Origin of the sequence: Chelatococcus sp. HY11 (assembly GCF_018398335.1) — a bacterium.
In the GTDB taxonomy this organism is placed as follows: Bacteria; Pseudomonadota; Alphaproteobacteria; order Rhizobiales; family Beijerinckiaceae; genus Chelatococcus.
The window spans coordinates 2372823-2397500 of the sequence record NZ_JAHBRX010000001.1 but is presented as its reverse complement, the minus strand read 5'-3'; the positions used below and the strand labels follow the sequence as shown (position 1 = coordinate 2397500).

The following is a 24678-nucleotide window of genomic DNA, read 5'->3' as shown; positions in this document are numbered from 1 at the left end:
TCTTCATGAATGATCAACGCGCGACCATGCATTCAGTGCGGGTTGAAAAGATATCGAGTTAGAAGCCGCCCCAGAAGGGCGGCTTTTTGCGTTGAAGGACGTGCTTAAAGGAATACAAGCTTCGCAAAGCTGGAATGCGCGGACTCTCATGGCTGTTTCCAGGTTTCCGCTCACACTGAGAAGATCGGGCTCGCCCAGTTCCACTGGCCGTTCGCCTGACGCATGCGGACGTAGACCCAATCGCCTTTGTTCAGGGGATTGATCGGGATCGCCCCGCGCCATTGCCATTGGTGGGGCTTGGGCAACGGATGGAGCCGGAAGGCCGGACTGTCGATCGGACCGAGATTGCCGGATAGCGCGCCGGCGAACAGGCGTGTTGCGCTTGTCTCGAAGTCTTGACCATCCAGTCTCAGCAGGAAGCGTGCGTCCGAGCCGATGCGGATTCGCGCGGCAATCGCCTGTGTGGAGCTGGTACTGTTGTTGGGATTGGCAAAAGAGCGGATGGAGAAATCGATTCGATTGTCGTCTCGACTGATCTGGTCCTGATCCATCCCGTCGCCGCTGCCTTCCAGCGGCGAAACGATCTCGGGGCCGCGCAGGCGCGGTTCCACCGCGAGGATCGTGCCGCCGATGAGTTCTATGGAACCGCTCCAGTCGTGGAATTCTCCACGCGCGCCCCAGCCGAGCTCGAGTACGAGCAGTGTCTCGATCTCGGCGGCGCCTGCATCGAGGGCTCCTGGATCGACGGCGCTTGGCTCCAGATCAGGGGTTATACGCGCGACGAGTTTGCCATTCCTGATGACATCGATAGTGTCGATGAAGCTTCCAGCCACGGCTTCGATAGCAAGCGTCGGTTCGCCAGGGGAGGCGACTAGGCCACCTTGGGGGATATTTCCGATCGCGAAGAACAGATGGCTGTTGTCGCCGGTCAGGGCATTTGTGCGGCGCTGGTGAAGCGCCTCCCATAGAGCCGAGCGGCTGTTCTCGGTCGCATAGACGATGGATCGTCCATGGCCGTAGGAACCGGGATACCCGCTGTGATGGTCGGTATTGCCGAGGAAGCCGAACTTGAGGCCGCGATCGAGGCCCGCGCGCGCGGTCGAAAGCCCGTCACTTGGTCCCATCGAATGCAGGAAAGGCCTGTCCATGACGGACGTCTCGGAACATCCGTGCATCGACGTCAGCTCCAGCACGGGTGACAGGTTTTCGTTGAACGATGCCCAGTTGATTCCACGCGCGCCCAGCCGGTAGCCGATGTGGTGTGGGAAGGCGAAGGCGGCGTCGCCGAGCGCATCGCGCAGCCGCTGATGCAGCTCCGCCGGTGTATCGGCCTTTATCAAAGGGTGGGGTTCAAGATCGCGATAGACGATCGTGTAGTCGCCATGCGCGAAGGAGTGGATCTCGTAGCCGGGGAAGACAGTGAAGATACCTGGCTCATCCGCCCTTGCCAGAACATCGAAATGTGCGAGCCAGCCCCGGTCCAGCTTGGCAAAGCCCTTCACGTGAAAATCGACGATATGGGCCACGCGTGGATCATCGACCGGCATGTCGGGCCAATGGGCATGGCCCGTGACGGAGACGAAATCGAGCTGGCGCCTGGCGCGCTTCAGGGCCTGTGGAAGGCTGCCATGGCCATAGGAAATATCGCAATGATTGTGAATGTCGCCATAGAACGGCCGTAGCCCGAAGCGGGAGGCGAGGGGCGTGAGCCGTGGTGGGAGACGCTCAACCGTGGACATTGGACCTCACCTATGATGGACCTCTAATATGAACACAACGCTGTCTGGCCCCGAGCTGGCCGGGTCATCCAACGGCCAAGTAGACGGTCCCGAGAGGGCAAACGTATCGCAGCGGTGCATCGTCCAGCTCTGTTGGGACAAATATTATGTACTGTATGTTTCGTGGCTGCCAAGCGGACGTGCAACAATACGGACAAGCAACTGTGGGGGCTTTCAACGCCAGAAACGATAGCGGAGGCGGTCGGTACTGCCTCTCGCGGAGATGGGGGGACATGGGAAATCCCGAGATTCCGGCCTGCCGCTCCGTTGGCGGTTGGTCTTCCGTGGCGTGAGACGCGTGAGGGATGGGCATGCCGCGTCTGACAGCTGACAGGGTTGTCGTTGCTATCATCGGCGCGGGCTTCATCGCCGACTATCACGCGCGGGGTCTCGCCGCGACCGGTGAGGCCGATGTGGCTGTGCTCGTCGGCCGCCGACGGGAGGCAACGGAGAGGAAGGCGCATGCCCTGGGCATCGCCCGGATCGAGACCGATTACCGTCGTGTGCTGGACGATCGATCGATCGACGCCGTCGTGGTGGCGTCGCCGGACGACACCCATGAGCGTATCGCCATCGACGCGCTGGAAGCCGGCAAGTCCGTGCTCCTGCAAAAGCCAATGGCTCTCAACAGCAGCCAGTGCCGTGCGATCATTGCGGCGGCAGGCGGCGCGACGGGGCGTCTCACCGTCAGCTTCATGCATCGTTACTTCCCGGAAGTGCGTTGGCTGGGTGAGATGCTGGAGCAGCGACGGCTTGGCGAGATCCATTCGGTTCGCCTCCGCAACGCGACGCCGGGCGCCGACTGGGCGGAGTGGTTTTTCAGGCCAGGCAATGTCTCGGGTGGCGTCGTCATGCAGCTTGGCGTGCACGGCATCGATCTCTGCCGGCATCTCTTCGGACCGATCGCCGAATTGTCCGCTGAGATGATGACGGCGCGGCCCGAGAGGACCCTGGCTGATGGACGGCTGGTGCGGACGGCGCTCGAGGACAATGTCTTCGCGCTCTATCGCCTCGCCAATGGTATCCGCGTCAGCCACGAGATGAGCTATACCGAGCTGCAGGGCTGCGATCGATTTCGGCTGGAGGTCTATGGGGAACTCGGCACCGTCTGGCTCCGCACCGAGCGTGGGATGGCGGGCATATTCGCGCCGGTCGTGACCGGCATGCACGGCTGGGTCGCGCCCAAGCTCCCTGAGGAGCCGCTCGGCCAAGCCCACCATCTGCATTGGCTCGCGGTCGTTCGCGGTGACGCACCTGGCGACGACACCGCGCAGGCCGGCCTGCAGTCGGTGATGATCGCCGAGACGATCTACGAGGCGGCCCGTAGCGGCCGCCGGACGCTGGCGGAAGCAGCGATCGCCGTTCGAGGGAGGGCATTGTGACGATACGGATCGCGATCCTTGGGAGCGAGCACTATCACGCCAACTTCTGGGCCAGGGCGATTAAGGATAGTCCCGACGCCGAGATGTCCGGCCTCTGGGATTCCGATGCTGGCCGGGCGGCTGCATTCTCCGCGCAGCATGGGGTCGCGGTGGAGCCAAACCTCGACCGGTTGATCATGGCAAGCGATGCCGTGGCGATAGGCTCCGCAACCTGCGATCATCTCCCGCTCGTCAAAGCCGCCGCCGTGCATCGGCGCCCCGTCCTGTGCGAGAAGCCCCTGGGGGCGAGCATGAACGATTGCCTCCTGATCAAGGACGTCGTCGCGGCATCCGGCATTCCCTTCATGCAGAGTTTTCCGAAGCGCTTCGATCCGATCAACGACGAGATCGCGGCCCTGCTCAGAGAGAAGGCCATCGGCCAGGTCACGCTGTGCCGGATACGTCACGGCCACAGCCATGGCTTGAACGCGCCATTCCGGTCGGCCTGGTTCGTCGATCCCGCGCGTTCCGGCGGTGGGACCCTGCTGGATGAGGGCATTCACGCGGCCGATTTTCTGCGCTGGATGTTCGGCGAGCCGAGATCGGTCTTTGCGACGGTGTCCTCCCATACGCTTGGCCTTGCCGTTGAGGACACCGCCGTCGCGACGTTCCGCTACGACGACATGATCGCCGAGGTTGCGACGGGCTGGTGCTTCGCGGCAGCGGACACATCGATCGAGATCTACGGAACCGAAGGAACGATCTTGCTCAGCGGCGTCGATATTGCGTCACGCCCGACGCGGGATCGCGAGTTCCTGCGCGTTTTCCGGCGGCGGGGTGAGATGGGGGATTGGACGTCCTCCCCCACAACGCCGCATTTCAGAACTGGCATTTTCCACGAGCATGTCGCCTGGGCCTTCATACGGGCACTCAAGGAAGGTGCGCCGATGCCGGTCACTCTCGACGATGGCCTGCGGGCCTTCGCCATGATTGACGCCGCCTATCGGTCAGTGGCAAGCGGCCGGGTCGAGCCAGTCGAGATGTCAGCGACTGAGGCTTGATGCCCTCCGATGCCTGGCGGAAGGAACGCGGCTTGCGCGATCCGTCCGCTCTCGGATCCCTTCGCTCGAATGTCCATTCCAGAGGAAGCGCTCCAAGGCTGCAGCCGGAATTCGCTTCCTTGCTCCATGGGAAAGGCGTTCAACGCCCCCGCTTCGCGTTATGGCTCGGCTGTGTCGCGTGAGGCCGGCTTGGTGTCGCCTCGTGGGAGCTGCGGAGCCGATAGCGGTCTCCCGGGTAGAGAAACCGGCTGCGTGTCACAGGGATGCCCTCCCTCCAGGTCCGCCGATCAAGCAGAAGGCAAGGCTGGTTGCTGTCGATCTCCAGGAGGCGGCGACTTTCCTCGTCCGCGCGGATCGCACGGATAGTATTGTCGACAAAGGAGACTTCGGTCTCACGCAGCAGATAGGTGTGAGGGGTGATGCGCGTGAAGTCCTGCTTCAGATAATCTGGGGCCTCTTCAGCATTGACGAAACGATCCTCCAGCTGCAGCGGCGTTCCATCTTCCCTGTGCAGCAGGCGTGAGTGATAGATGATGCCGTCGAAGGGGTGGGGCAGCATGCTGATGAGCGGACTGTCGCCGGGCACCACACCGAGGGACAGGACCTCGCTGGTATGGACACCGCCGGTGGTTCCTATTTCCTCTGAGATATCAGGCAATTCGAAGATCGCGCATTGCATCCGTGGGCCGACCACGAATGTCCCGCGACCCTGGACCCTGACCAGCATGCCCGCGGTTTGCAGCTCCCGCAGGGCGCGCCGGACTGTGAGTGATGAAGCCCCGAATTCTTCCGCGAGCGTCTCCTCCGAGGGCACGCGGAAATCCGCCGGCCAGACATCACCGCGAATACGTTTTTCGATTGTGGACTTGATCTGTTCGTAAAGCGGCAGGGAACTCTGCAATGCATTGCTCATGCGGGCCTCGTCGACCAAGAAACTGATATCACAACACACCCTTATAGATATGATAGTGAGGTGTTGTCCGTCCAGCGCCGATGCTGACGACAGCATTTCGGACACGCTGGAGACGACAAACTTCGAGGACATGTGGTTTGCTTTTTATGGAAGCAAACATATCGCGCGCGCTACGCGTACCGTCGCACATGATTGACGATGGCCGCGGCAACAGATCTTTGAAAGACGACCGTCTTCGCGGATAGAGCGAGAAACGGCCGAAAAAATACCCGCCGGATGGGTGGAATCCGGCGGGTATTTCTCGAGAGGCGCGATACTGGCGCTAGCCGCGTCAATGCGGATGTGCGGGCGTCGATGTAACGGGGGGGAGACTGTCAGGTGCAGTCTCGCTAGCCGTCTTGTCACGCCGGTCGAACAGCTTCATCACGAAGACGAAGAACACCGGGACGAAGTAGATCGCCAGCAATGTCGCCGAGATCATGCCGCCCATCACGCCGGTGCCGATTGCGTTCTGGCTCGCCGCGCTGGCGCCGGTCGCGATGGCGAGAGGAACGACGCCGAGGGTGAAGGCCAGCGACGTCATGAGGATGGGCCGGAACCGCAGCCGGCATGCCTCGATGGTCGCTTCCAGCAGCGGCTTGCCTTCGGCGCGCAGGTCCTTCGCGAACTCGATGATGAGGATCGCGTTCTTCGCCGACAGGCCGATGATCGTGATGAGGCCGACCTTGAAGTAGACGTCATTCGGCATGTCGCGCAGCATGACCGCCGCGACCGATCCGAGCACGCCGAGCGGCACTACCATCATCACGGAGAGCGGGATCGACCAGCTCTCATAGAGTGCGGCCAGCAGAAGGAAGACGAACAACACGGTCAGGCCCATGAGGAACGGAGCCTGCGAGCCGGATTGGATCTCCTGCAGGGACTGGCCGGTCCATTCGTAGCCGAAGCCGTTCGGCAACTCGCCGGCCAGCCGTTCCATCTCCGCGATGGCGGCGCCCGAGGAATGGCCGGGGGCGGCCGCGCCATTGATACGGATGGCGGGATATCCGTTGTAGCCGACGACCTGCGCTGGGCCCATCTGCCAGTCGATCCGCGCGAAGGCCGACAAGGGCACCATGCCACCTGCCGAATTGCGCACGTTCAGCTTCAGCAGGTCCTCCGTCTGCATCCGGCGCCCGGCATCGGCCTGCACGGTCACCCGCTGCATGCGCCCCGCATTGGGGAAGTCATTGATGTAGGACGAACCCAGATTGGTCGAAATGGCGGAGTTGATGTCGGCAAAGGTCACGCCAAAGGTATTCGCCTTTTCGCGATCGATGATCAGATTGACTTGTGCCGCATTGGGCATGCCTTCGACACGCAGGCCGGCGAGGACAGGGCTCTTGGCGGCTGCGTCCATCAACTGCTTGCCCGCCGCGACGAGGGCGGTCTGGCCAAGCCCGCCGCGGTCCTGCAGGCGGAAGGTGAAGCCGCTCGAGGTGCCAAGACCGGTGATCGCCGGCGGTGACAGGGCGAAGGCCATCGCGTCGCGTATCTGGAACAAGGCCCCATTGGCGCGCCCGGCGATTGCATCCGCCGAGTTGCCGGCGTCACGCTCGCTCCAGTCCTTCAGAGTCACGAAGGATAGCGCCGCGTTGTCGCCCGCCCCCGAGAAGCTGTAGCCCTGGATCATGACCATGCGATCGACGGCTTTCTCCTCGGAGAAATGCTTCTCCGCTGTCTCGATGATGGCGTGCGTGCGGTTGCCGCTGGCCTCAGGCGGAGCCTGCATGTCGACGATGATATAACCCTGGTCCTCATTGGGGAGGAACGACGTGGGCAGGCGGATGAAGGCCCATCCCAGCCCGACGAGCAGGGCGAGGTAGATGACCATGAAGCGGCCCGCGCGACGCACGATCCAGCTCACGCTTCCGGCGTAGCTGTTCGTGAACCTGTCGAAGCTGCGGTTGAACCAGCCGAAGAAGCCCTTCTTCTCATGATGACCCTGCGGGATCGGCTTGAGCAAGGTCGCGCACAGGGCAGGGGTGAGTGACAGCGCAAGGAAGCCCGACAGCAGGATGGATGTCACCATCGTCAGGCTGAACTGCTGGTAGATGATGCCGACCGCGCCGGGGAAGAAGGCCATCGGCACGAACACGGCGGTCAGGACAAGCGTGATACCGACGATCGCGCCAGAGATCTGCCTCATGGCCTTGCGGGTGGCTTCAAGCGGCGGCAGCCCTTCCTCCGCCATGATGCGCTCGACATTCTCGACAACGACGATGGCGTCATCGACCAGAATGCCGATGGCAAGCACCATGGCGAACATGGTCAGCACGTTGATCGAGAAGCCTGTGGCCAGCATCACGCCGCAGGTTCCGAGAAGTGCGACCGGCACCACGAGCGTCGGGATGATTGTATAGCGGAAGTTCTGCAGGAACAGGAACATGACCACGAAGACGAGGGCGACGGCCTCGAGCAGCGTGTGCAGAACCTTCTCGATCGAAACCTTGACGAAGGGCGATGTGTCGTACGGGATCGTGTATTCGATGCTGGCCGGGAAGAAGCGGGAAAGCTCCTCCATCTTCGCGCGGATCGCCGTGGAGGTGGCGAGTGCGTTGCCGGTCGGCGAAAGCTGGACGCCGATGGCGGCGGCGGGCTTGCCGTTGATGCGCGTGTTGAAGTTGTAGGTTTCCGCGCCGACCTCGACACGCGCGACATCGCGCAGGCGAACGGTCGATCCGTCCGGATTGGCGCGCAGCACGATGGCCGCGAATTCATCCGGGGTCGTCAGCTGACCCTTGACGAGGACGGTCGCCGAAATCTGCTGCTGGATCGGGTTGGGCTGTGCGCCGATGCGGCCAGCCGCCACCTGCGCATTCTGCGCGCCGATGGCCGCCGCTATGTCGCCGGTCGTCAGGTTGAGCCCGACCATCTTGTCTGGATCGATCCAGACACGCATGGCGCGTTGTGAGGCGAACAGCTGAGCGCGACCGACGCCGTCGATACGGCGAATTTCGCCGAGCACGTTGCGGCTGACATAGTCGCCCAGCGCCACGGCATCCATCGATCCGTCGGTTGAGATGAGCCCGGCGACCATGAGGAAGCCGGCTCCGGCCTCCTCCACCTGCACGCCCTGGCGTGTCACCGTCTCGGGGAGGCGGGCCTCCACGCGCCGAATGGCGTTCTGGACATCCACCGAGGCCTGGCTGGTCGCGGTGCCAGGCCTGAAGGTCGCGGTAATCTGCACAAGACCTGATGAGTCCGACGTCGATTCAAAATAGATCAGCCCCGGGACACCGTTGAGTTCTTCCTCAATCGGCCGGGTGACGCTCTGGTAGATCTCCTCCGGGGAGGCGCCGGGGTAGTTCGTCTGAATGGAGATCTGTGGCGGCGCGACATTCGGATACTGCGCGATCGGCAGCATCGGAATGGCGATGATGCCACCGATGACGATGAAGAGTGCGACCACCCAGGCGAAGATCGGACGGCCGATGAAGAATTGCGCCATGATGACCGACCTTTATTCGACAGCCGTGTTTTTCTGGGTTGCTGCGGCGCTCGCGTCCGCCGCTTTCCATGTTTGGGCCGAAACCGTGGCGCCCGGGGCTATCTTCTGGAAGCCTTCGACCACGACGCGCTCGCCTGGCTTCAGGCCGCTGTCGATCACGAAACGCTCGCCAACAGTCCTGTTCACGCGGACCGAACGTATCTCGGCAATGTTCTTGTCGTTGACGACGAAGACCTGCGCGTTGCCGTTGGCATCACGCTGGACGGCCTGCTGCGGAACAGCCACGGCATCATGCTGGATGCCCTGTTCGATTTGAACCCGCACATAGAGGCCTGGCAGAAGTTGCCCGTCCGGATTGGGAAATTCAGCCCGCATGGTGATCTGTCCGGTCGAGATGTCCACAGCCGCTTCCGAGAACAGCAAGGTGCCGGCATGCTCATAGACGCGGCCATTGTCGAATTGCAGAGTGACACGAGCCTCGCCAGGGGCAGGGCCCTTCAAGCTCCCGCTGGCGAGAGCCTGGCGCAATTTCAGCAGTTCGTTCGACGATTGTGTGAAGTCCGCATAGACCGGGTCGAGCTGCTGGATTGTCGCGAGGTTCTCCGCGCTGCTCACCAGTGCGCCTTCTGTGATCACCGCGCGGCCGATGCGGCCGGCTATCGGCGCGCGGACTTCCGTGTACTGGAGATTGAGCTGCGCCTCGTTCAAACCAGCTTCTGCAGCGGCGATGTCGGCGTCGGCCTGGGCCAGCGTCGCAACGGCGGATTCCAGTTGCTGCACGCTGGCGATGTTGCGGTCGCGCAGTTCCTTCTGGCGATCTGCCTGCTGGCGAGCCTGGAGCTGCGTTGCTTGCGCGCGCTGCAAGGTCGCCTTCGCGCTTTCCACGCGGACCCGAAACATGTCCGCGTCGATGCGGTAGAGCACATCCCCTTGTTTGACGAGGCTGCCCTGCTCGAATACGCGTTCCGTCACGATGCCCGACACGCGCGGGCGCACTTCCGCGATCCGCGTGGGCGCGATGCGGCCCGGCAGTTCATTGATGATCGGAATTGCCTCGGCGGCGACTTCGACCACACTGACAGCCGAAGGCGGCGGCGCGCCATTCTGGGCCACGGCGGGCAGTGAGACACTCGACAGAGCCACCGGAAGAAAAATCGCGGCAGCCAGAATTCTGGCGGATAGGAAGGCAGATTTCATGGCGTATGGTCCGGTTCGCGCTCAGTCACGAGCTCAGCGTGGCGAGAAACGTGCTCATTGAGCATGCGTTTATTCAGTGGTGGATTTCTCGGCGCCGTATCGACCAGAGCGTCGATTTCCTTCAGGATCTCGCTGCGAGTCGGCTCCGGCCAGTAGTGGAGCCCCAGATGTTCGAGTACCATGAGGCCCTCAAGCGCGAGGAAGGCGAGCAACGCGCCGCGGGTGTTGCTCGATGCCTCAAGTACTTCAGCAAGTTCTTGGCGGAAGGCGTTCTGCAGCGTCAGCTGTAGTTCGGTGTCTTGCGCTAGAGCAGCGCAGAGGCTGATCGCGACAGCCGGGCTATCGCGATATCGCACCGTCCTGGCTGCTGCGATGCGGCCGTGAATCTTTGCGTCGGGGAGGCCGCCAAGCTGCTTCGTCGCAACGGTTATGCGGTCTTTTTCTTCCGCGAACCTGCGTTTGATAACCGCCTTTATCAGCGCTTGCTTGGATTTGAAGTCGTAGAGCACGCTGGTTTTGCTGATGCCCGCCTCATGCGCGACGGCGTCGAGTGTCAGCCTTGCGGCTCCATCGCGAACGACGACGGCCTCGGCCGCATCCAGGATACTCTCCTGGTTGATAACTCTCGGGCGCGACATGGAATTCAACCGAAATTAATTTCCGACCGTTTGGTTTTTAATTGCCGGACTTTCGTTGTCAACAGCGGTTGATGATATGCAAAGGACGGGCGCTTGAGTGGCACGCTCCCGTAATAGGCGGAAAAATAAGGGATTTTCTATTTTGCCAAGCCTAGATTGAAAGGAGGTGGGACTTTTGAGCTGTGCGCTGCAGCACATTCGAGGCGACCGTGGCCGGGCGGGAGGTTCGCCTGACGCCACACATTTGAAGGGCGTCATCGAGCCGTCATTGGGTTGTCAACGCCGCGACATCGGCAAGCGTCAGCTTGCCGGCGGTTTTCTCTCCTTGAAGGATCAATGATGATTGCCCGTCTTTTGCTTGCGATGCCCCTGACGGTGGTGCTCGCGGGAACCGCTTTCGCCCAGCAGGCCGCGCCTGCCACGCTCGCCGGTCACGCGATCCTGCCGGCAAAGAGCTTCGTCGAGGCCCCGGCCGATGCTCCCGCCGACCTCAAGACATCGGGCAAGTTCACGACTGGCAAGCGCGTTGAGGCGATCGGCTCGGTCGAGGGTCTTTCGAACGGGCGCCCCACCGGCATGAAGGTGCCGTTCACTGGCCAGCCGCTGCAGGGGCATTCCGGCATCAAGAAGATGGCTGACGGCACATTCTGGGTGTTGACCGACAACGGCATGGGCGCCAGGGCGAACTCCCCGGATTCCATGCTGTATCTCAATCACTACCGCATCGACTGGGACAAGGGCACGGTCGAGCGCCTGGGGACGGTCTTCCTCAGTGATCCCGACAAGAAGGTGCCGTTCCGCATCGCGAATGAAGCGACTGACAAGCGCTACCTCACGGGTTCGGATTTTGATCCCGAGAGCTTCCAGATCATCGGCGACAAGATCTGGATCGGCGAGGAATTCGGTCCTTACCTCATCCGCACGGACATGACCGGCAAGGTCGAGGCCGTCGTCGAGACGATGGTCGATGGCAAGCCTGCGCGTTCGCCGGACCATTACGCCGTGACGACGCCGGCCGCCCCCAACCAGCCGGTCGCGTTCAATGTGCGCCGCTCGAAGGGCTATGAGGGCATGGCCGCGTCGAAAGACGGGCGCTTCCTTTATCCGCTTCTCGAGGGTCCCTTGTGGGATGCCGAGACGAAGGATTGGGAAAAGACCGCCGATGGCAAGGAGTATCTCCGTATCCTGGAGTTCGATGTTGCCGCGGAGAAGTGGACCGGCCGCCATTGGAAATTCGTTCTTGAGCAGAACGGTAATGCCATCGGCGACTTCAACATGATCGACCCGACCATGGGCTTGATCATCGAGCGCGACAATGGGGAAGGCACCGCCGACAAGGCTTGCCCCGAAGGCCAGAAGCGGCCCGACTGCTTTGCGGATATCGCGAAGTTCAAGCGCGTCTACAAGATTGAGCTCAACGACGCCAATGCCAACGGCGTCGCGCGCAAGGTCGCCTATATCGATCTCTTGAAGATAGCCGATCCGAACAAGAAGGCGCGCAAGCCGTTGAACGGCGACGTGCTGACCTTCCCCTTCTTCACCATCGAGGATGTCGATCTGGTCGATGATCGCCACATCATCGTCGGCAACGACAACAACCTGCCGTTCTCGACGAGCCGCGAACCGAATGTGCAGGACGACAACGAATTCGTCCTGCTCGAGGTCACGGACTTTCTGAAAGCGCGTTGAGCGACTGCGATCTTTAACTCAAAACCTGAGGAGCTTCCGGGGGCTGTCCGGAAGCTCTTTGCTTTTGTACCATCGATCCCGAGCGGCTCTACATGCAGGGCGGTCGTCCCCCGACGGCCCATAGCCGCGGCCGTGCCGATTTCTCGCGAAGACGTAATCTTCAGGGCGAGGAGCGGCCTGATCGCTTGCCCGGTGAAGCCCGCTGGCATCTGGCTCATCCAGGTCCAACCGGCGTCGATAAAACAAGGCTGGCGCCGGCGTGATCGGCGATCATTCTGATTTATGAGCACTTCCCATCTTATTGCGAATGGATCGCACTTGCAAAAGGCGGCGGGATCGCTCATCTTATATTGCAACTTAATCGCAACAAGGAGTGATCGATGACGGGGTGGGTAAGGCGGTCGGTGCTGGCTGGAGTTTTGGGCGTCACGGCAGCATCGTTTCTCACCGCCTCAGCGGCGACGGCCGAGGACAAGTTCAAGGCCGTGACAACCTTCACCGTCATTGCTGATATCGCCAAGAACGTGGCGGGCGACGCGGCTGTGGTCGAATCCATCACGAAGCCGGGGGCGGAAATCCATAACTATCAGCCGACGCCCGGCGATATTCAAAAGGCCCAGGGTGCCAAGCTCATACTGTGGAATGGACTCAATCTCGAACTCTGGTTCGAGAAGTTCTTCCAGAATCTCAAAGATGTGCCGGGCGTTGTCGTCTCGGAGGGCGTAGAGCCGATGGGCATCAGCGAGGGGCCCTATTCCGGCAAGCCCAATCCCCATGCCTGGATGTCGCCGTCTGCAGCGCTCATCTATGTCGACAACATTCGCGATGCCTTCGCCAAATACGACCCGAAGAACGCCGAGACCTACCGGGCGAACGCCGAAGCCTACAAGGCCAAGATCAAGGCGGCGATCGATCCCATCAAGGCCGAGCTAGCGGCCATCCCCGAGGACAAGCGGTGGCTGGTATCGAGCGAAGGCGCCTTTTCCTATCTCGCACGTGATTTTGGGTTGAAGGAGCTTTTTCTCTGGCCGATCAATGCGGATCAGCAGGGCACACCGCAGCAGGTTCGCAAGGTCATCGACGCGGTCCGGAAGAACGGCATCGGGGTCGTCTTCTCCGAGAGCACCATCTCCGACAAACCGGCGCGGCAGGTGGCGCGCGAGACAGGCGCCAAGTACGGTGGTGTGCTCTATGTCGATTCGCTGACCGAGGCGGACGGGCCGGTGCCGACTTACATTGATCTCTTACGCGTCACCTCCGATACGATCGCCAAGGGGCTGACCCAGTGAATGCGCCCGCTCACCGTGTCGTTGCCAATGCGGCGTCCGCCGCTGGCGAGGGGCTGTCCGTCACCGCCGCGACAGTGACCTATCGCAACGGCCACACCGCCTTGCGCGACGCGACATTCGCGATCCCGACCGGCACGATCACCGCACTCGTTGGTGTGAACGGCTCGGGAAAGTCGACCCTGTTCAAGGCGATCATGGGTTTCGTCCGTCTGGCGAAGGGCAATATTTCCATCCTCGGCCAGCCGGTTGATACCGCGCTCAAGAAGAACCTCGTCGCCTATGTTCCGCAGAGCGAGGAGGTGGACTGGAACTTCCCCGTACTGGTGGAAGATGTCGTCATGATGGGCCGCTATGGTCATATGGGGCTCATGCGCATCCCCAGGGCGGCCGATCGCGAGGCCGTTTCTGCCGCGCTGGCGCGCGTCAACATGAGCGATTTCCGCAAGCGGCAGATCGGCGAGCTCTCGGGCGGGCAGAAGAAACGTGTCTTCCTGGCGCGTGCCCTCGCGCAGGACGGTCGGGTCATTCTGCTCGACGAACCCTTCACCGGCGTCGATGTGAAGACTGAGGATGCCATCGTCGCCCTCTTGCGCTCGCTGCGGGAAGAGGGCCGGGTGATGCTGGTCTCCACCCACAACCTCGGCAGTGTCCCTGAATTCTGCGACCGCACGGTTCTGCTCAACTGCACCGTTCTCGCCTACGGCCCGACGGAAGAAACATTCACGCAGGCCAATCTGGAACGCACGTTCGGTGGTGTCCTGCGCCATTTCGTCCTGCACGAGGGCGAGAATGGCCGGCAGAAGCCGGTCGGAGTGCTGACCGACGACGAGCGGCCGCTGGTGCTGCGTGATGGGCAGCTTGTTCCGCGCAAGCGTGCCGAGCGGAATGGGGACTAGCCAATGGACATCATGCTGGAACCCTTCACCTATGGCTACATGGTCAATGCCATGTGGGTCTCGGCGCTCGTCGGCGGGGTCTGTGCCTTCCTGTCCTGCTATCTCATGCTGAAGGGATGGTCGCTCATCGGCGATGCCCTGTCGCACTCCATCGTGCCCGGGGTCGCGGGGGCTTATATGCTGGGCTTGCCGTTCTCGATCGGTGCCTTCTTCTCGGGAGGACTGGCGGCTGCCGTGATGCTCTTCCTCAACCAGCGAACGAAGCTCAAGGAAGACGCCATCATCGGCCTCATCTTCTCGTCGTTCTTCGGTCTCGGCCTGTTCATGGTCTCGCTGTCGCCGACCGCCGTGAACATCCAGACGATCGTGCTCGGCAACATTCTGGCGATCACGCCGGAGGACACGCTGCAACTCGCCATCATCGGCTTCGTCTCGCTCGCGCTTCTGCTTCTCAAATGGAAGGACCTGATGGTCGTCTTCTTCGACGAGACGCATGCGCGTTCCATCGGCATCAATACCACCGCCCTCAAGGTGATGTTCTTCACGCTGCTCGCGGCATCGACCGTCGCCGCTCTGCAGACAGTGGGCGCGTTCCTCGTGATCTGTATGGTCGTGACGCCCGGGGCAACGGCCTTTCTGCTGACGGATCGTTTCCCGCGCCTGCTCCTCATCGCCGTCTTGATCGGCGCATTGACGAGCTTTTTCGGTGCCTATGCGAGCTACTATCTGGACGGGGCTACTGGCGGCATCATCGTGGTGTTGCAGACCTTGATCTTTCTGGTGGCGTTTCTCTTCGCACCCAAGCACGGCATGCTCGCTGCCCGCAGGCGCGCCGCGCAGGCCGTGGAGTCCGGCACATGAGCGTCCTTGCCACGCTGGCTACACCCTTTCAGTTTGAATTCATGATCAATGCGCTGGTCATTTCCGTGCTGGTCGCGGTGCCGGCCGCGCTGCTTTCCTGCTTCCTGGTGCTCAAGGGCTGGTCGCTGATGGGAGATGCGATCTCCCACGCTGTATTCCCGGGGGTCGTGATCGCCTATATCGTCGGCTTTCCCTATGCCGTCGGAGCCTTTGCCGCGGGCATGTTCTGTGCCGTCGCGACGGGCTTCCTGAAGGACAACAGCAGGGTCAAGCAGGATACCGTGATGGGCGTGGTTTTCTCGGGCATGTTCGGCCTGGGACTTGTGATGTACGTCAAGATCCAGTCCGACGTTCATCTCGACCACATCCTCTTCGGCGACATGCTCGGCGTCAGCTGGCGCGATATCGCGGAAACGGCTGTCATCGCGGCTGTGACGGCCGGCATCATCGCGGTGAAGTGGCGGGATTTCCTGCTGCATGCCTTTGATCCGGCCCAGGCGCGCGCGGTCGGCCTGCCGGTGCGGCTGCTGCACTATGGCTTGCTGTGCCTGATCTCGTTGACGATTGTTGGCGCGCTCAAGGCCGTGGGCATCATCCTCGCCATCGCCATGCTGATCGCGCCCGGCGCCATCGCCTTCCTACTGACACGCCGATTCAGCCATATGCTGCTGCTCGCGGTCGTGTTGGCCGTGGTGGCCTCGTTCGGCGGCGTCTACCTGTCGTTCTTCATTGACAGCGCGCCCGCGCCGACCATCGTGCTCATCATGACCATCCTTTTCATCGGCGCATTCCTCATCGCTACCCGCAAGGCGGCGCGCACTGAAACCGGCGAGGCGAGCGCTTAGAGCAATTCTGGTGAACTCCGTCTCACCGGCGGCCTTGCTCAAGCGCGTGCGGCGGTGAGGCGGGTTCGTGAGAGCATCCTCAAGGCTGCTCGCCGCGGCCCGCCTTCTTGCGTGGGAGAGGCTTTACATAGATTTCGAGCCGGTGGCTCACGATGGCATAGCCATGCCTACGCGCGATTTCTTCCTGCAGGCGTTCGATCTCGTCTGAATGAAACTCGATCACGTCACCCGTTTCGACATTGATGAGATGGTCGTGGTGACCATGATCCGCGGCTTCGTAACGGGCGCGTCCGTCGTTGAAGGTGTGGCGCTCGAGAAGACCTTTGTCCTGCAGGAGGCTGACGGTGCGATAAACGGTGGCAATCGAAATGCCGGGATCGATCGCATTGACTTGGCGGTGCAGCTCAACGACGTCCGGATGGCCTGTCGTCTCCGACAAAACCTTCATGATGATCCGACGGGGGCGCGTCAGCCGAAGTCCGTTGTCTCGGCAGAGCGTGGCGATATCCGTCCCGAACTTCATTGTATTCCGCAGAGCTTCTTGAACCATGAATTTGCATATTGCCATTGCTTTAGCGCAAACGCACCGCAATGACAAAAAGGTGACTTCGATGATCCCCAGCTATGCCGCTCAGGGCCGGGGTCGGACGTGTTCAGGCCGGAAACCCAGCCCGATCAGCCGGCCCGCGAGATGCGCCAGTGCGGGCCAGCGGGCGATGCCGCGCATAAAGGCGGGTGGGCCCGAACGCCGGTTCAGGTCAGCCTCGCGCTTGCGCTTGTCGCGCCGCATCATCAACTGAAGCTTCTGGGTCGCGCGGGTGGGAAAGCGTCGGCGTGCCTCGACGGCGGCGAGCTTACCACTGGTCAGGGTTCCCTCGCTTAGTGGTCCCGCCAGGATGTTGGCGGCCGCGACGGCGTCCTGGATTGCGAGATTGACGCCCACACCGCCGATCGGCGACATCGCATGGGCCGCGTCGCCGATACAGAGCAGACCAGGGCGCCACCAGCGTTTCAGCCGGTCGATACGGACGCTGAGAAGGTGGATATCGTCCCAGGAGGCGATCTCATCGAGGCGACCGGCCGGGAGCGGCGATACCGACGCGACCTCTTGGCGGAAGGCATCGAGACCGCGTTCGCGCACGTCTGCGAAGCTGCCCTTGCGCACGACATATCCGCATTGCCAATAGTCGGCGCGGTCGATCATGACGAAACCGTGGCGAGGGCCGGCATGCCCCATGGCTTGCACGGGATCGCCCGGCTGGCGTGACAGCCTCATCCACAAGACATCGCTTGGGCTGCCGAAATTCTCAACTTCCAGTCCCGCATACTCGCGTATGCGGGAGTTTCGTCCGTCCGCACCGATGACGAGTCCAGCCGAAATCTCAAGGTCGCCGTCCGGTGTTCTGGCGCGGATACCGGTGACCTTGCCGTCGACCTCGCGCAATGCTTCCACTTCGGCATTCATCACGAGATGGAAATTGCTGAACCTCGCAGCCTCCGAGGCGATATAGCTGAGAAACTCCCACTGCGGCATGAAGGCAATGAAGCGGCATTGCGTCGGCAAGCGGGAGAAATCGGCGATCGTGATAGTGCTGCCATCGATCTCTGCGTGAAGCGAGGCCGCTTTCGTATGGGGCAAGGCTAGCAGGCCTTGGAGGAGGCCAAGTTCATGCATCACTTCCAGCGTGGAAGGATGAATGGTATCGCCACGGAAATCACGCAGAAAATCTCCGTGCTTTTCCGTGACGATGACGTCAATCCCGGCTCTGGCCAAGAGAAGCCCCAGCATAAGACCTGCGGGGCCGGCTCCGACAATCGCGCAGCCGGTTTTGATCCTGGCGAGACCGCCGGTCTTCACGAAGCGGACTTGGTCTTCCGCGAACGCTTGGCCGGAGCGGGAGCAACTGCCGGCTCGGCCTTGGCCTTGCGCGAAGTCCGCTTGGGAGCGGCTTCCACGACAGGCTCGACCGTCTCGACTTCCGCCTCGGCGCCGCGGCCGCCACGGATCTGGCCAAGGCCGGAGGCGCGCGCCAGCGCAGAGCGCGTCGCGGCGTAGTTCGGAGCGACCATCGGATAGTCTGCGGGGAGACCCCATTTCTGCCGGTATTCAGCCGGCGTCAGGCCGTAGTGGGCCTGGAGGTGGCGCTTCAGCGACTTGAACTTCTTGCCGTCCTCAAGGCAGATAATGAAATCTGGCGTGATGGACTTGCGTACCGGCACCGCGGGTTCAGGCTTTGGCTCGCTGGCGGCGGCGACTGGCGCGTTCAGCGCGATCAGCGCAGAATAAATCTCGCCGATCAACTTCGGCAGTTCCTCGGCCGGGACGAGATTATTCGAAACATAGGCCGAAACGACATCGGCGGAGAGCGTCACCAGATCGCTCGTGTCCGTCTGCTCCGTAGGCATGGTCAAAGTTCTATCCTCTTCGATATTTAAGGGGTGGTCCTTGCGGATGGATATAGGGACTATTTCGCCGATTTTATGAAAATTTCAAACATTAGTTTGCCCCCAGAATGCTTTTTCTTCTCCCCTATGCCAAAATGCATTGATCGTGATCAGATTGGTGCGGGCCTTACAAGAATGAAGGTGCCTGCGACGATACGCGACAGCAGATTGCAAAATGACGCAAAACAATCCTAATCATAACAACATGTCAGTGCCATCCTTTCAATTCCTCCATGCAGCCGATCTGCACCTCGACAGCCCCTTGCGTGGACTTTCAAGGCGTGGGGAATTAGCTGGCGCCTTCGTTGATGCGTCGCGGCAGGCGCTGGACAATCTAGTCACCGCCGCGATATCCGAACGGGTAGCCTTCCTTATTATTGCCGGCGACATCTATGATGGCGACTGGCGAGACTATGCCACCGGTCAATTCTTCGTCAGGCAGATGGGCCGGCTTGCGCAGGCGAATATTCCGGCGTTTCTGATCCGTGGCAACCACGATGCTGATTCGGTCATCACACGGAATTTGCCCCTGCCCACGAATGTCTATTTGTTCTCGGTGCGTTCTGTTGCGACGGCGACAATCGAACCTCTGCGCGTTGCGCTGCATGGGCGTGGATTCGCCCACCGCCATGTGCCAGACAACGTTGCTCTGACATATCCGTCGGCTCTCGCCGGATATTTCAACATCGGTGTACTGCATACCTCGCTGACTGGCCGGGACGGCCACGATGTGTACGCGCCCTGTTCTATCGAGGATCTTCAGAAGGCGGGCTATGACTATTGGGCGCTCGGCCATATCCACAGACGCGAGATTATCTTCGAGCATCCTTTTGTTGTCTTTCCAGGCAATCTCCAGGGCCGGCATGCCCGCGAGACCGGCGAGAAGGGGGCGACCCTTGTCACGGTGACCGACGGGCGTGTCACAGCCGTCGAGGCGCTCACGCTCGATGCCGCGCGTTTTGATCGCGAGACCATCGATCTCGACGGCATCGCCGACATGGCGGCGTTCATGGCATCGGCGCGTGAGGCTGTCGCGCGCGCGCGACAGCGCGCCGACGGGCGTCCGCTTGCGTTGCGCCTCGTGCTTTCCGGCCAAACCCCGCTGCATGCTCCCCTTCACGCGCAAGCCGATCAGGTGAGCGAGGACATGCAGGCTGTGGCATGGGAGATCGGGCCGGACATTCTGATCGAGAAAGTCCGGATCGAGACGACCGGTCCCCGGGACGCGGCCGATCGCGCCGCGCTCGGCGATTTCGCGGAGGTGCTGGCTGCCGCGGCCGCCGACCCCGCCTTCCGGGCCGAAATCGCGACGACATTGGCGGATCTGCGCATGAAGGCGCCTTCCGATGCCGCAGCTCTTGTCGGCTGGACGGACGAGGAAGCTCAGGCCATCGGCGCGCGCGCCATCAATGCGGCGGAAGAGACGATTCTTGCAAGCCTCGGCGGCGTCACCCTCAATGACGGTGAGCCGTCATGAAGCTGTTGTCGTTGGGCCTGGAGCGCTATGGCCGCTTCACGGATCGCGTTCTGGAGTTCGATCCCGCGGCGCGGGTCGTCGTGGTGCAAGGCGCGAATGAGGCCGGCAAGACCACAGCGCTCGCTGCCGTCACCGATGTCCTGTTCGGTATAGAGGAACGTTCGCGTTTCAATTTTCTCCACGAATACAAGTTGATGCGATTGTCGGCGACCGTGGAGGGCGTCGACGGCCAGCGATTGTCGTTCGCGCGGTTGAAGCGGCGCGACAAGACATTGGTTGACCCTGAGACCGATACGGTGCTCCCCGGCGAAGGCCTTGCGCCTTTTCTTGGCGCTTATGATCGGCGCGCTTTCGAGGAGATTTTCGGCCTCAATCAGGCGCGGCTACGCGAGGGCGGGCGCAAGCTGCTCGCCGGCGGCGGTGATCTGGCGGAAACACTGCTGGCGGTGGCGCCCGGCCTCAGCCAGGTCGCGAGCCTGCGCGATCGCATGAAGGGCAACGCGGCGCAGATCTTCAACCCGGATCGCCGCAACGCCTCGCATGCCTTCTATCGCGCCGTGGACAAGCGGTCCCAGGCCCAGCGGCGGCTGCGGGACGAGGAAGTGCGCGTCGACGAGGTCAAGAAGGTCCGCGATGCTGCCGATGAGAGCGCTCGCCTGCGCGAACAGGCCGTGACAGCGGAGATCGACGCGGCTTTGGCGCTCCAGCGCGCCGAGGCGCTGGGGCGCGGCGCGAGGGAACTGCGGATCATCGATGCCGAGCTCGCGCTACAGGCGGGGATGGGCGAGGTGCTGGTGGTGCCCGCAGGGTTCATCCGGCGAACGCGTTCCTTGCTGGCGGCCTTCGACGAAGCCCGTGCGGTCGCGGATCGTGCCGTTGGCGAAAAGCGCGCGGCTCAGGCCGCCCTGAATGCCATCGTGCTCGATGACGACATTCTGCAATTGGCCGAGGCGGTGACGGGCTGTGATGAGGAGCGCGCCGCCGTGCAGCGTGAACTCGCCAGCCTGCCGAAACGAAGCGCGGAGGTGCTGGAGGCCCAGGCCGCACTGAAGACACTGGCGCTCGGCCTCGGCCTTGATAGCCACGAGGCGCTGCTCGCCTTGAAGCCGGCGCCGCCTCTCCTGGCGCGGGCCGACAAGCTGGTCGATGGATTGCGCGCATGGGGGGCGTTGGCGGGGGCTCTCGCGAAAGACAAGGCGAAGATGGCCGAGCTACGCCGCAGGGTCGAAGACGCCCGCTCGGAGCTCGGCCATGTCGCCGATCCCCAGGCCTTCAAGCGCCGCGTCGCAGCCCTCGACGGCGCGGAGGAGCGCGAGCGGGCGGTGAAGTCGCTGGGGCTGCGCCTCGACGCCGGGCGGCTTGAGCTCGTGGATCGCTTGTCGCGCCTCGGCATCGGCGTTCCCGATCTCGATGCGTTGGCCCGCTTGCCGTTTCCCGAGCTCGCGGTGGCGGAGAGCGCCCAGCGCGCCGCCGGCAGCGCGGCGGAGCGTGTCGCGCGGCACCGTCAGGCTCTGGCGGATCTTCATGAGCAGCTCGCGAAGGCGGAAGCGCGTCTCGCGCTGCTGCTGGCCGGCCGGCCGGCGCCGACAGAGGCGGCAATCGCCGCCGCTCGGCGCGAGCGGGATGACCTATGGGGTAGCCTCCGGCCGCTCACCTCGGGTGAACGTCGGGCGGATGCATCCGATAGGGAAGCCGCGCGCGCTTTCGAGCGGGCTGTATCGGGAGCGGATCAGTTGGCCGATGAGCGGCTGACGGAGGCCAAGCGGCTTGCCGATCTCGCGCGGGCCGAGCTCGATATCGCTGAATTGCGGGCTGGATGCACTGCCGCCGAGAGCCGTATTGAGGATGCGGTCCGCGAGGGGGAAACGCAACGCGCCGAGTGGCGAGCCCTGTGGGCCTCCGTGGCTTTGGAGCCGGCGGCGGATGATGCTGCGCTCGCGCTGCTGCGAGAGGTAGGGTCGATCCGACAGGCTTATGCGGCTTTGCGCCGTGAGGCGGCGGATGGCGAGGCGATCCGTGAGGCAGCCCGCGCCGACCGCGTCGAGATCGAGCAACTACGCCGGGATCTTGGCCTGGCTCCGCTGGCTGACGAACAGCCCGGGATCGTTTCGCGTTGCATGGCGGAACTGCGTCACGCCGTTGCCGAGCTCGAACAGCGTTTTCTTGGCGCGCGTGACCATGAACGCGACCTGCAGCGCCTCGGTGAGACAGCCGCCGATATCGCTCACCGCAGCGAGGAACTGGCACGTGAGAGGCAGGCGCTGGAGAAGGAAACGGCCGTTGTCTTTCCGTTGCTTGCCATCCGGGATGAAGCGTCCGTCGATGAGGCCCGCGCCGCGCTTGATCTGTGGCGGCGCGCGCTTACCCTCGCGGAGGCGCTCGGCACGGCGGAATATCGCGTCGCGGGAATTGTCCGGGATCGGGACGCGTTCATCGATCGCGCCGTGGCGCTTGCCGCGCAGGCGGGCGTGGCGGTGGACCGGGACGATGCCTTCGCCGTCGCGAAATCACTCCGCGCCCGGCTGGAGGCGGCCCGTCTGGCGCGGACGAAGGCCGACACGGCCCGGGAAGCGCTGGAGGCGCGGCACAGGACGACCGTCGCCGCCGAGATTGCGCTGGAGCGCGCGCAATCGGCTCTGGACGAGCAGATAGCGCTCGCCGGGCTGGCGGATCCGGAGATGTTGACCGCCGTTCTCGATACACTGGAAGTGGCCGAGGTCTCCACGGCGCGTCTCGCCGAGGCCCGCACCCGCCTTGCCGATATCCGCGGGGCCCCAGGCGAAGATGAAATGCGGAGCGCGATTGGTGACCGGGATGATGAGAGCCTTGCTCGCGTCATCGCGGAGGCGGCCGCGGCGCACGAGGCGGCACGTGGCGCGCGTGACCGCGCCGTGGAGCGCGACACTGAGGCGCGCGCCGCCGTCGAGATGCTGGAGCGAAGGGTGGGCGCGGCCGGCGCCGCGCAGGACGAGCAGGACGCCGTGGCGGAAATCGCCGATGCGATGGAGCGTTTCACCCACGACTATGTCGCGGCGCGACTGCTGACGGCCGCCATCGAGCGCTACCGACAGCGCCATCAGAGCCCGATCGTCGAGCGCGCCTCGCGCGCCTTCGCGGGGCTCACGGGCGGCCGATGGAGCGGCGTCGCCGTGGACTACGACGAGGACCCGCCGCGTCTCGGCGCACTGCGGGACGGGCGGCTTCTCGGTGTCGACGCCTTGTCCGAGGGAACGGCGGACCAGCTGTTCCTCGCGCTGCGGATTGCCGCGATCATCGACCATGCGGGCCGGGCGACGCCCCTGCCTTTCCTCGCCGATGATCTCTTCGTGACTTTCGATGAGGGACGGACGGAGGCGGGCTTCCGGCTGCTTGGGGAGTTGGGCGAGATCACCCAAGTCATCGTCTTCACTCACCATGAGCACGTGGTCGCCGCCGCCTCCCGAGCGCTCGGGCCGGCTGCCGCCGTCATCCAGCTCTAGCTTGGCTATATATATAATGTGTGCGGCGAGGCCTGCAGGCATCGCCGCACATTTATCACTCGGCGAGCTTCTTCATGACGGCGAAAAGTTCGGCCTTTGTCTCGAAGCCGATGCCGGGAGCGTCCGGGAGGCCGACATAGCCGTTCTCGACGCGGATGCCGTCGGCAAAGCCGCAGAACGGCCGGAATACATCGGGATAGGATTCATTGCCGCCGAGATGCAGCCCAGCCGCGATGTTCAGTGACATCTGGTGGCCGCCGTGCGGAACGACCCGCCGGCTCGACCAGCCATTCTCCGTCAGCACGTCGAGCGTCCTGAGATACTCGACGAGCCCATAGCTCAGCGCGCAGTCGAACTGCAGGAAGTCACGCTCGGGCCGCATGCCGCCATAGCGGATGAGGTTGCGCGCATCCTGATGCGAGAACAGGTTCTCGCCGGTGGCGAGCGACCCGTCATAATGCTCCGCGAGCTCGGCCTGGATGGCATAGTCGAGCGGATCGCCGGCTTCCTCGTACCAGAACAGGCCATAGGGTTTCAGGGCCTCGCCGTAGGCGAGGGCGGCCTCGGTATCGAAACGGCCGTTGGCGTCGACACAGAGCCGCGCGCCTTCGCCGACGATCTCGAGCACCGCGTCGATGCGGGCGAGATCCTCGTCGAGCGGGGCGGCGCCTATCTTCATCTTGACGACGTGGTAGCCGCGATCGACATAGCTCCGCATTTCATCCTGCAGCGCGCCGAGATCCTTCCCGGGATAATAGTAGCCGCCGGCCGCATAGACCCAGACCTTGTCGTCGGCGACACCATCGCGATAACGGTCGGCGAGCACGCGATAGAGCGGGCGGTCCTCGATCTTGGCGACGGCATCCCAGACGGCCATGTCGATGGTGCCGACTGCAACCGAACGCTCGCCATGGCCGCCGGGCTTCTCGTTGGTCATCAGGGTCGACCAGATCTTGAAGGGATCGAGATTGTCGCCGGCGTCGGTGATGAGGCTGTCTGGGGCGGCTTCCCTGAGGCGCGGCAGGAAGCGCTCGCGCAACAGGCCGCCAGCGCCGTAGCGGCCGTTGGAGTTGAACCCGTAGCCGATGACGGGTTTGCCGTTGCGCACCACATCCGTGACGACGGCGACCACCGAGCAGGTCATCTTCGAGAAGTCGATATAGGCATTGGCGATCGGCGAGGCGATCGACGCGGTCATTTCACGGACGTCGACAATACGCATGAAAAGCTCCCAGTCGTCCCGGCGAAGGGCGACAGTA

At 62.9% G+C, this 24678-nt stretch carries 18 protein-coding genes; 9 read left to right on the top strand and 9 right to left on the bottom strand.

Annotated elements, in window-relative coordinates; genetic code table 11:
• Positions 1-170: 170 nt before the first annotated feature.
• The gene (locus KIO74_RS10935) at positions 171-1739 is read right to left on the bottom strand and encodes a hypothetical protein (protein WP_213332019.1); all 1569 of its coding nucleotides are present in this window, start codon (positions 1737-1739) and stop codon (positions 171-173) included.
• Positions 1740-2089: 350 nt separating this feature from the next.
• Here KIO74_RS10935 and KIO74_RS10930 point away from each other — a divergent pair, with 350 nt between their 5' ends.
• Together KIO74_RS10930 and KIO74_RS10925 are read left to right on the top strand one after the other, a co-directional pair.
• A complete protein-coding gene (locus KIO74_RS10930) occupies positions 2090-3160 on the top strand; it encodes a Gfo/Idh/MocA family protein (protein WP_213332018.1) in 1071 nt (356 codons plus the stop codon).
• Positions 3157-4200 carry a Gfo/Idh/MocA family protein gene (locus tag KIO74_RS10925; protein ID WP_213332017.1) on the top strand — a complete coding sequence of 348 codons (1044 nt, stop codon included), beginning with the start codon at positions 3157-3159 and terminating at the stop codon, positions 4198-4200. Before KIO74_RS10930 ends, KIO74_RS10925 begins: the two co-directional genes overlap by 4 nt.
• 139 nt (positions 4201-4339) lie before the next feature.
• Here KIO74_RS10925 and hutC read toward each other — a convergent pair whose 3' ends face one another.
• The 4 genes from hutC to KIO74_RS10905 all read right to left on the bottom strand — a co-directional run bounded on the left by hutC (position 4340) and on the right by KIO74_RS10905 (position 10438).
• Positions 4340-5113 carry a histidine utilization transcriptional repressor HutC gene (hutC, locus tag KIO74_RS10920; RefSeq protein ID WP_213332016.1) on the bottom strand — a complete coding sequence of 258 codons (774 nt, stop codon included), beginning with the start codon at positions 5111-5113 and terminating at the stop codon, positions 4340-4342.
• A gap of 331 nt (positions 5114-5444) precedes the next feature.
• On the bottom strand, positions 5445-8603 hold the full coding sequence (locus tag KIO74_RS10915) for a multidrug efflux RND transporter permease subunit (RefSeq protein WP_213332015.1): 3159 nt from the start codon (positions 8601-8603) through the stop codon (positions 5445-5447).
• Positions 8604-8615: 12 nt separating this feature from the next.
• Positions 8616-9800, bottom strand: coding sequence for an efflux RND transporter periplasmic adaptor subunit (locus tag KIO74_RS10910; protein ID WP_213332014.1), 1185 nt, complete (start codon positions 9798-9800; stop codon positions 8616-8618).
• Positions 9797-10438 carry a TetR/AcrR family transcriptional regulator gene (locus tag KIO74_RS10905; RefSeq protein ID WP_213334928.1) on the bottom strand — a complete coding sequence of 214 codons (642 nt, stop codon included), beginning with the start codon at positions 10436-10438 and terminating at the stop codon, positions 9797-9799. Before KIO74_RS10905 ends, KIO74_RS10910 begins: the two co-directional genes overlap by 4 nt.
• A 339-nt stretch (positions 10439-10777) precedes the next feature.
• Between KIO74_RS10905 and KIO74_RS10900 the strand changes: the two genes are divergently transcribed.
• From KIO74_RS10900 to KIO74_RS10880, 5 genes are all read left to right on the top strand, one after another.
• Complete coding sequence (locus KIO74_RS10900; RefSeq protein WP_502762047.1) at positions 10778-12127, top strand: esterase-like activity of phytase family protein; 1350 nt, start codon at positions 10778-10780, stop codon at positions 12125-12127.
• 380 nt (positions 12128-12507) lie between these two features.
• On the top strand, positions 12508-13416 hold the full coding sequence (locus tag KIO74_RS10895) for a metal ABC transporter substrate-binding protein (protein WP_213332012.1): 909 nt from the start codon (positions 12508-12510) through the stop codon (positions 13414-13416).
• Positions 13413-14312, top strand: a complete 900-nt coding sequence (locus tag KIO74_RS10890) for a manganese/iron ABC transporter ATP-binding protein (RefSeq protein WP_291979487.1) — start codon at positions 13413-13415, stop codon at positions 14310-14312. The genes KIO74_RS10895 and KIO74_RS10890 overlap by 4 nt, the downstream gene beginning before the upstream one ends.
• 3 nt (positions 14313-14315) lie before the next feature.
• On the top strand, positions 14316-15173 hold the full coding sequence (locus KIO74_RS10885; RefSeq protein ID WP_213332011.1) for a metal ABC transporter permease: 858 nt from the start codon (positions 14316-14318) through the stop codon (positions 15171-15173).
• On the top strand, positions 15170-16018 hold the full coding sequence (locus tag KIO74_RS10880) for a metal ABC transporter permease (RefSeq protein ID WP_213332010.1): 849 nt from the start codon (positions 15170-15172) through the stop codon (positions 16016-16018). Before KIO74_RS10885 ends, KIO74_RS10880 begins: the two co-directional genes overlap by 4 nt.
• Before the next feature lie 79 nt (positions 16019-16097).
• On the opposite strand, the gene KIO74_RS10875 is transcribed toward KIO74_RS10880, so the two are convergent.
• The 3 genes from KIO74_RS10875 to KIO74_RS10865 form a co-directional block, all read right to left on the bottom strand.
• The gene (locus KIO74_RS10875; RefSeq protein WP_213332009.1) at positions 16098-16541 is read right to left on the bottom strand and encodes a Fur family transcriptional regulator; all 444 of its coding nucleotides are present in this window, start codon (positions 16539-16541) and stop codon (positions 16098-16100) included.
• Positions 16542-16649: 108 nt separating this feature from the next.
• On the bottom strand, positions 16650-17876 hold the full coding sequence (locus tag KIO74_RS10870; RefSeq protein ID WP_213332008.1) for an FAD-dependent oxidoreductase: 1227 nt from the start codon (positions 17874-17876) through the stop codon (positions 16650-16652).
• On the bottom strand, positions 17873-18424 hold the full coding sequence (locus KIO74_RS10865; protein ID WP_213334923.1) for a Ros/MucR family transcriptional regulator: 552 nt from the start codon (positions 18422-18424) through the stop codon (positions 17873-17875). The genes KIO74_RS10870 and KIO74_RS10865 overlap by 4 nt, the downstream gene beginning before the upstream one ends.
• 244 nt (positions 18425-18668) lie before the next feature.
• Between KIO74_RS10865 and KIO74_RS10860 the strand changes: the two genes are divergently transcribed.
• Positions 18669-19940, top strand: a complete 1272-nt coding sequence (locus KIO74_RS10860) for a metallophosphoesterase family protein (RefSeq protein ID WP_213332007.1) — start codon at positions 18669-18671, stop codon at positions 19938-19940.
• Positions 19937-23419, top strand: a complete 3483-nt coding sequence (locus tag KIO74_RS10855) for an ATP-binding protein (RefSeq protein WP_213332006.1) — start codon at positions 19937-19939, stop codon at positions 23417-23419. Before KIO74_RS10860 ends, KIO74_RS10855 begins: the two co-directional genes overlap by 4 nt.
• 55 nt (positions 23420-23474) lie before the next feature.
• On the opposite strand, the gene KIO74_RS10850 is transcribed toward KIO74_RS10855, so the two are convergent.
• Positions 23475-24641 (bottom strand): mandelate racemase/muconate lactonizing enzyme family protein, encoded by a 1167-nt coding sequence (locus KIO74_RS10850; protein WP_213332005.1) that lies wholly within the window; start codon positions 24639-24641, stop codon positions 23475-23477.
• Positions 24642-24678: the final 37 nt, after the last annotated feature.

Coding starts and splice junctions, on each gene's coding strand:
- KIO74_RS10900 (WP_502762047.1), top strand. CDS start 10,778: ATGATTGCCCGTCTTTTGCTTGCGATGCCCCTGACGGTGGTGCTCGCG.
- KIO74_RS10875 (WP_213332009.1), bottom strand. CDS start 16,541: ATGAAGTTCGGGACGGATATCGCCACGCTCTGCCGAGACAACGGACTT.
- KIO74_RS10855 (WP_213332006.1), top strand. CDS start 19,937: ATGAAGCTGTTGTCGTTGGGCCTGGAGCGCTATGGCCGCTTCACGGAT.
- KIO74_RS10885 (WP_213332011.1), top strand. CDS start 14,316: ATGGACATCATGCTGGAACCCTTCACCTATGGCTACATGGTCAATGCC.
- KIO74_RS10915 (WP_213332015.1), bottom strand. CDS start 8,603: ATGGCGCAATTCTTCATCGGCCGTCCGATCTTCGCCTGGGTGGTCGCA.
- KIO74_RS10910 (WP_213332014.1), bottom strand. CDS start 9,800: ATGAAATCTGCCTTCCTATCCGCCAGAATTCTGGCTGCCGCGATTTTT.
- KIO74_RS10905 (WP_213334928.1), bottom strand. CDS start 10,438: ATGTCGCGCCCGAGAGTTATCAACCAGGAGAGTATCCTGGATGCGGCC.
- KIO74_RS10860 (WP_213332007.1), top strand. CDS start 18,669: ATGTCAGTGCCATCCTTTCAATTCCTCCATGCAGCCGATCTGCACCTC.
- KIO74_RS10895 (WP_213332012.1), top strand. CDS start 12,508: ATGACGGGGTGGGTAAGGCGGTCGGTGCTGGCTGGAGTTTTGGGCGTC.
- KIO74_RS10880 (WP_213332010.1), top strand. CDS start 15,170: ATGAGCGTCCTTGCCACGCTGGCTACACCCTTTCAGTTTGAATTCATG.
- KIO74_RS10850 (WP_213332005.1), bottom strand. CDS start 24,641: ATGCGTATTGTCGACGTCCGTGAAATGACCGCGTCGATCGCCTCGCCG.
- KIO74_RS10935 (WP_213332019.1), bottom strand. CDS start 1,739: ATGTCCACGGTTGAGCGTCTCCCACCACGGCTCACGCCCCTCGCCTCC.
- KIO74_RS10865 (WP_213334923.1), bottom strand. CDS start 18,424: ATGCCTACGGAGCAGACGGACACGAGCGATCTGGTGACGCTCTCCGCC.
- hutC (WP_213332016.1), bottom strand. CDS start 5,113: ATGAGCAATGCATTGCAGAGTTCCCTGCCGCTTTACGAACAGATCAAG.
- KIO74_RS10930 (WP_213332018.1), top strand. CDS start 2,090: ATGCCGCGTCTGACAGCTGACAGGGTTGTCGTTGCTATCATCGGCGCG.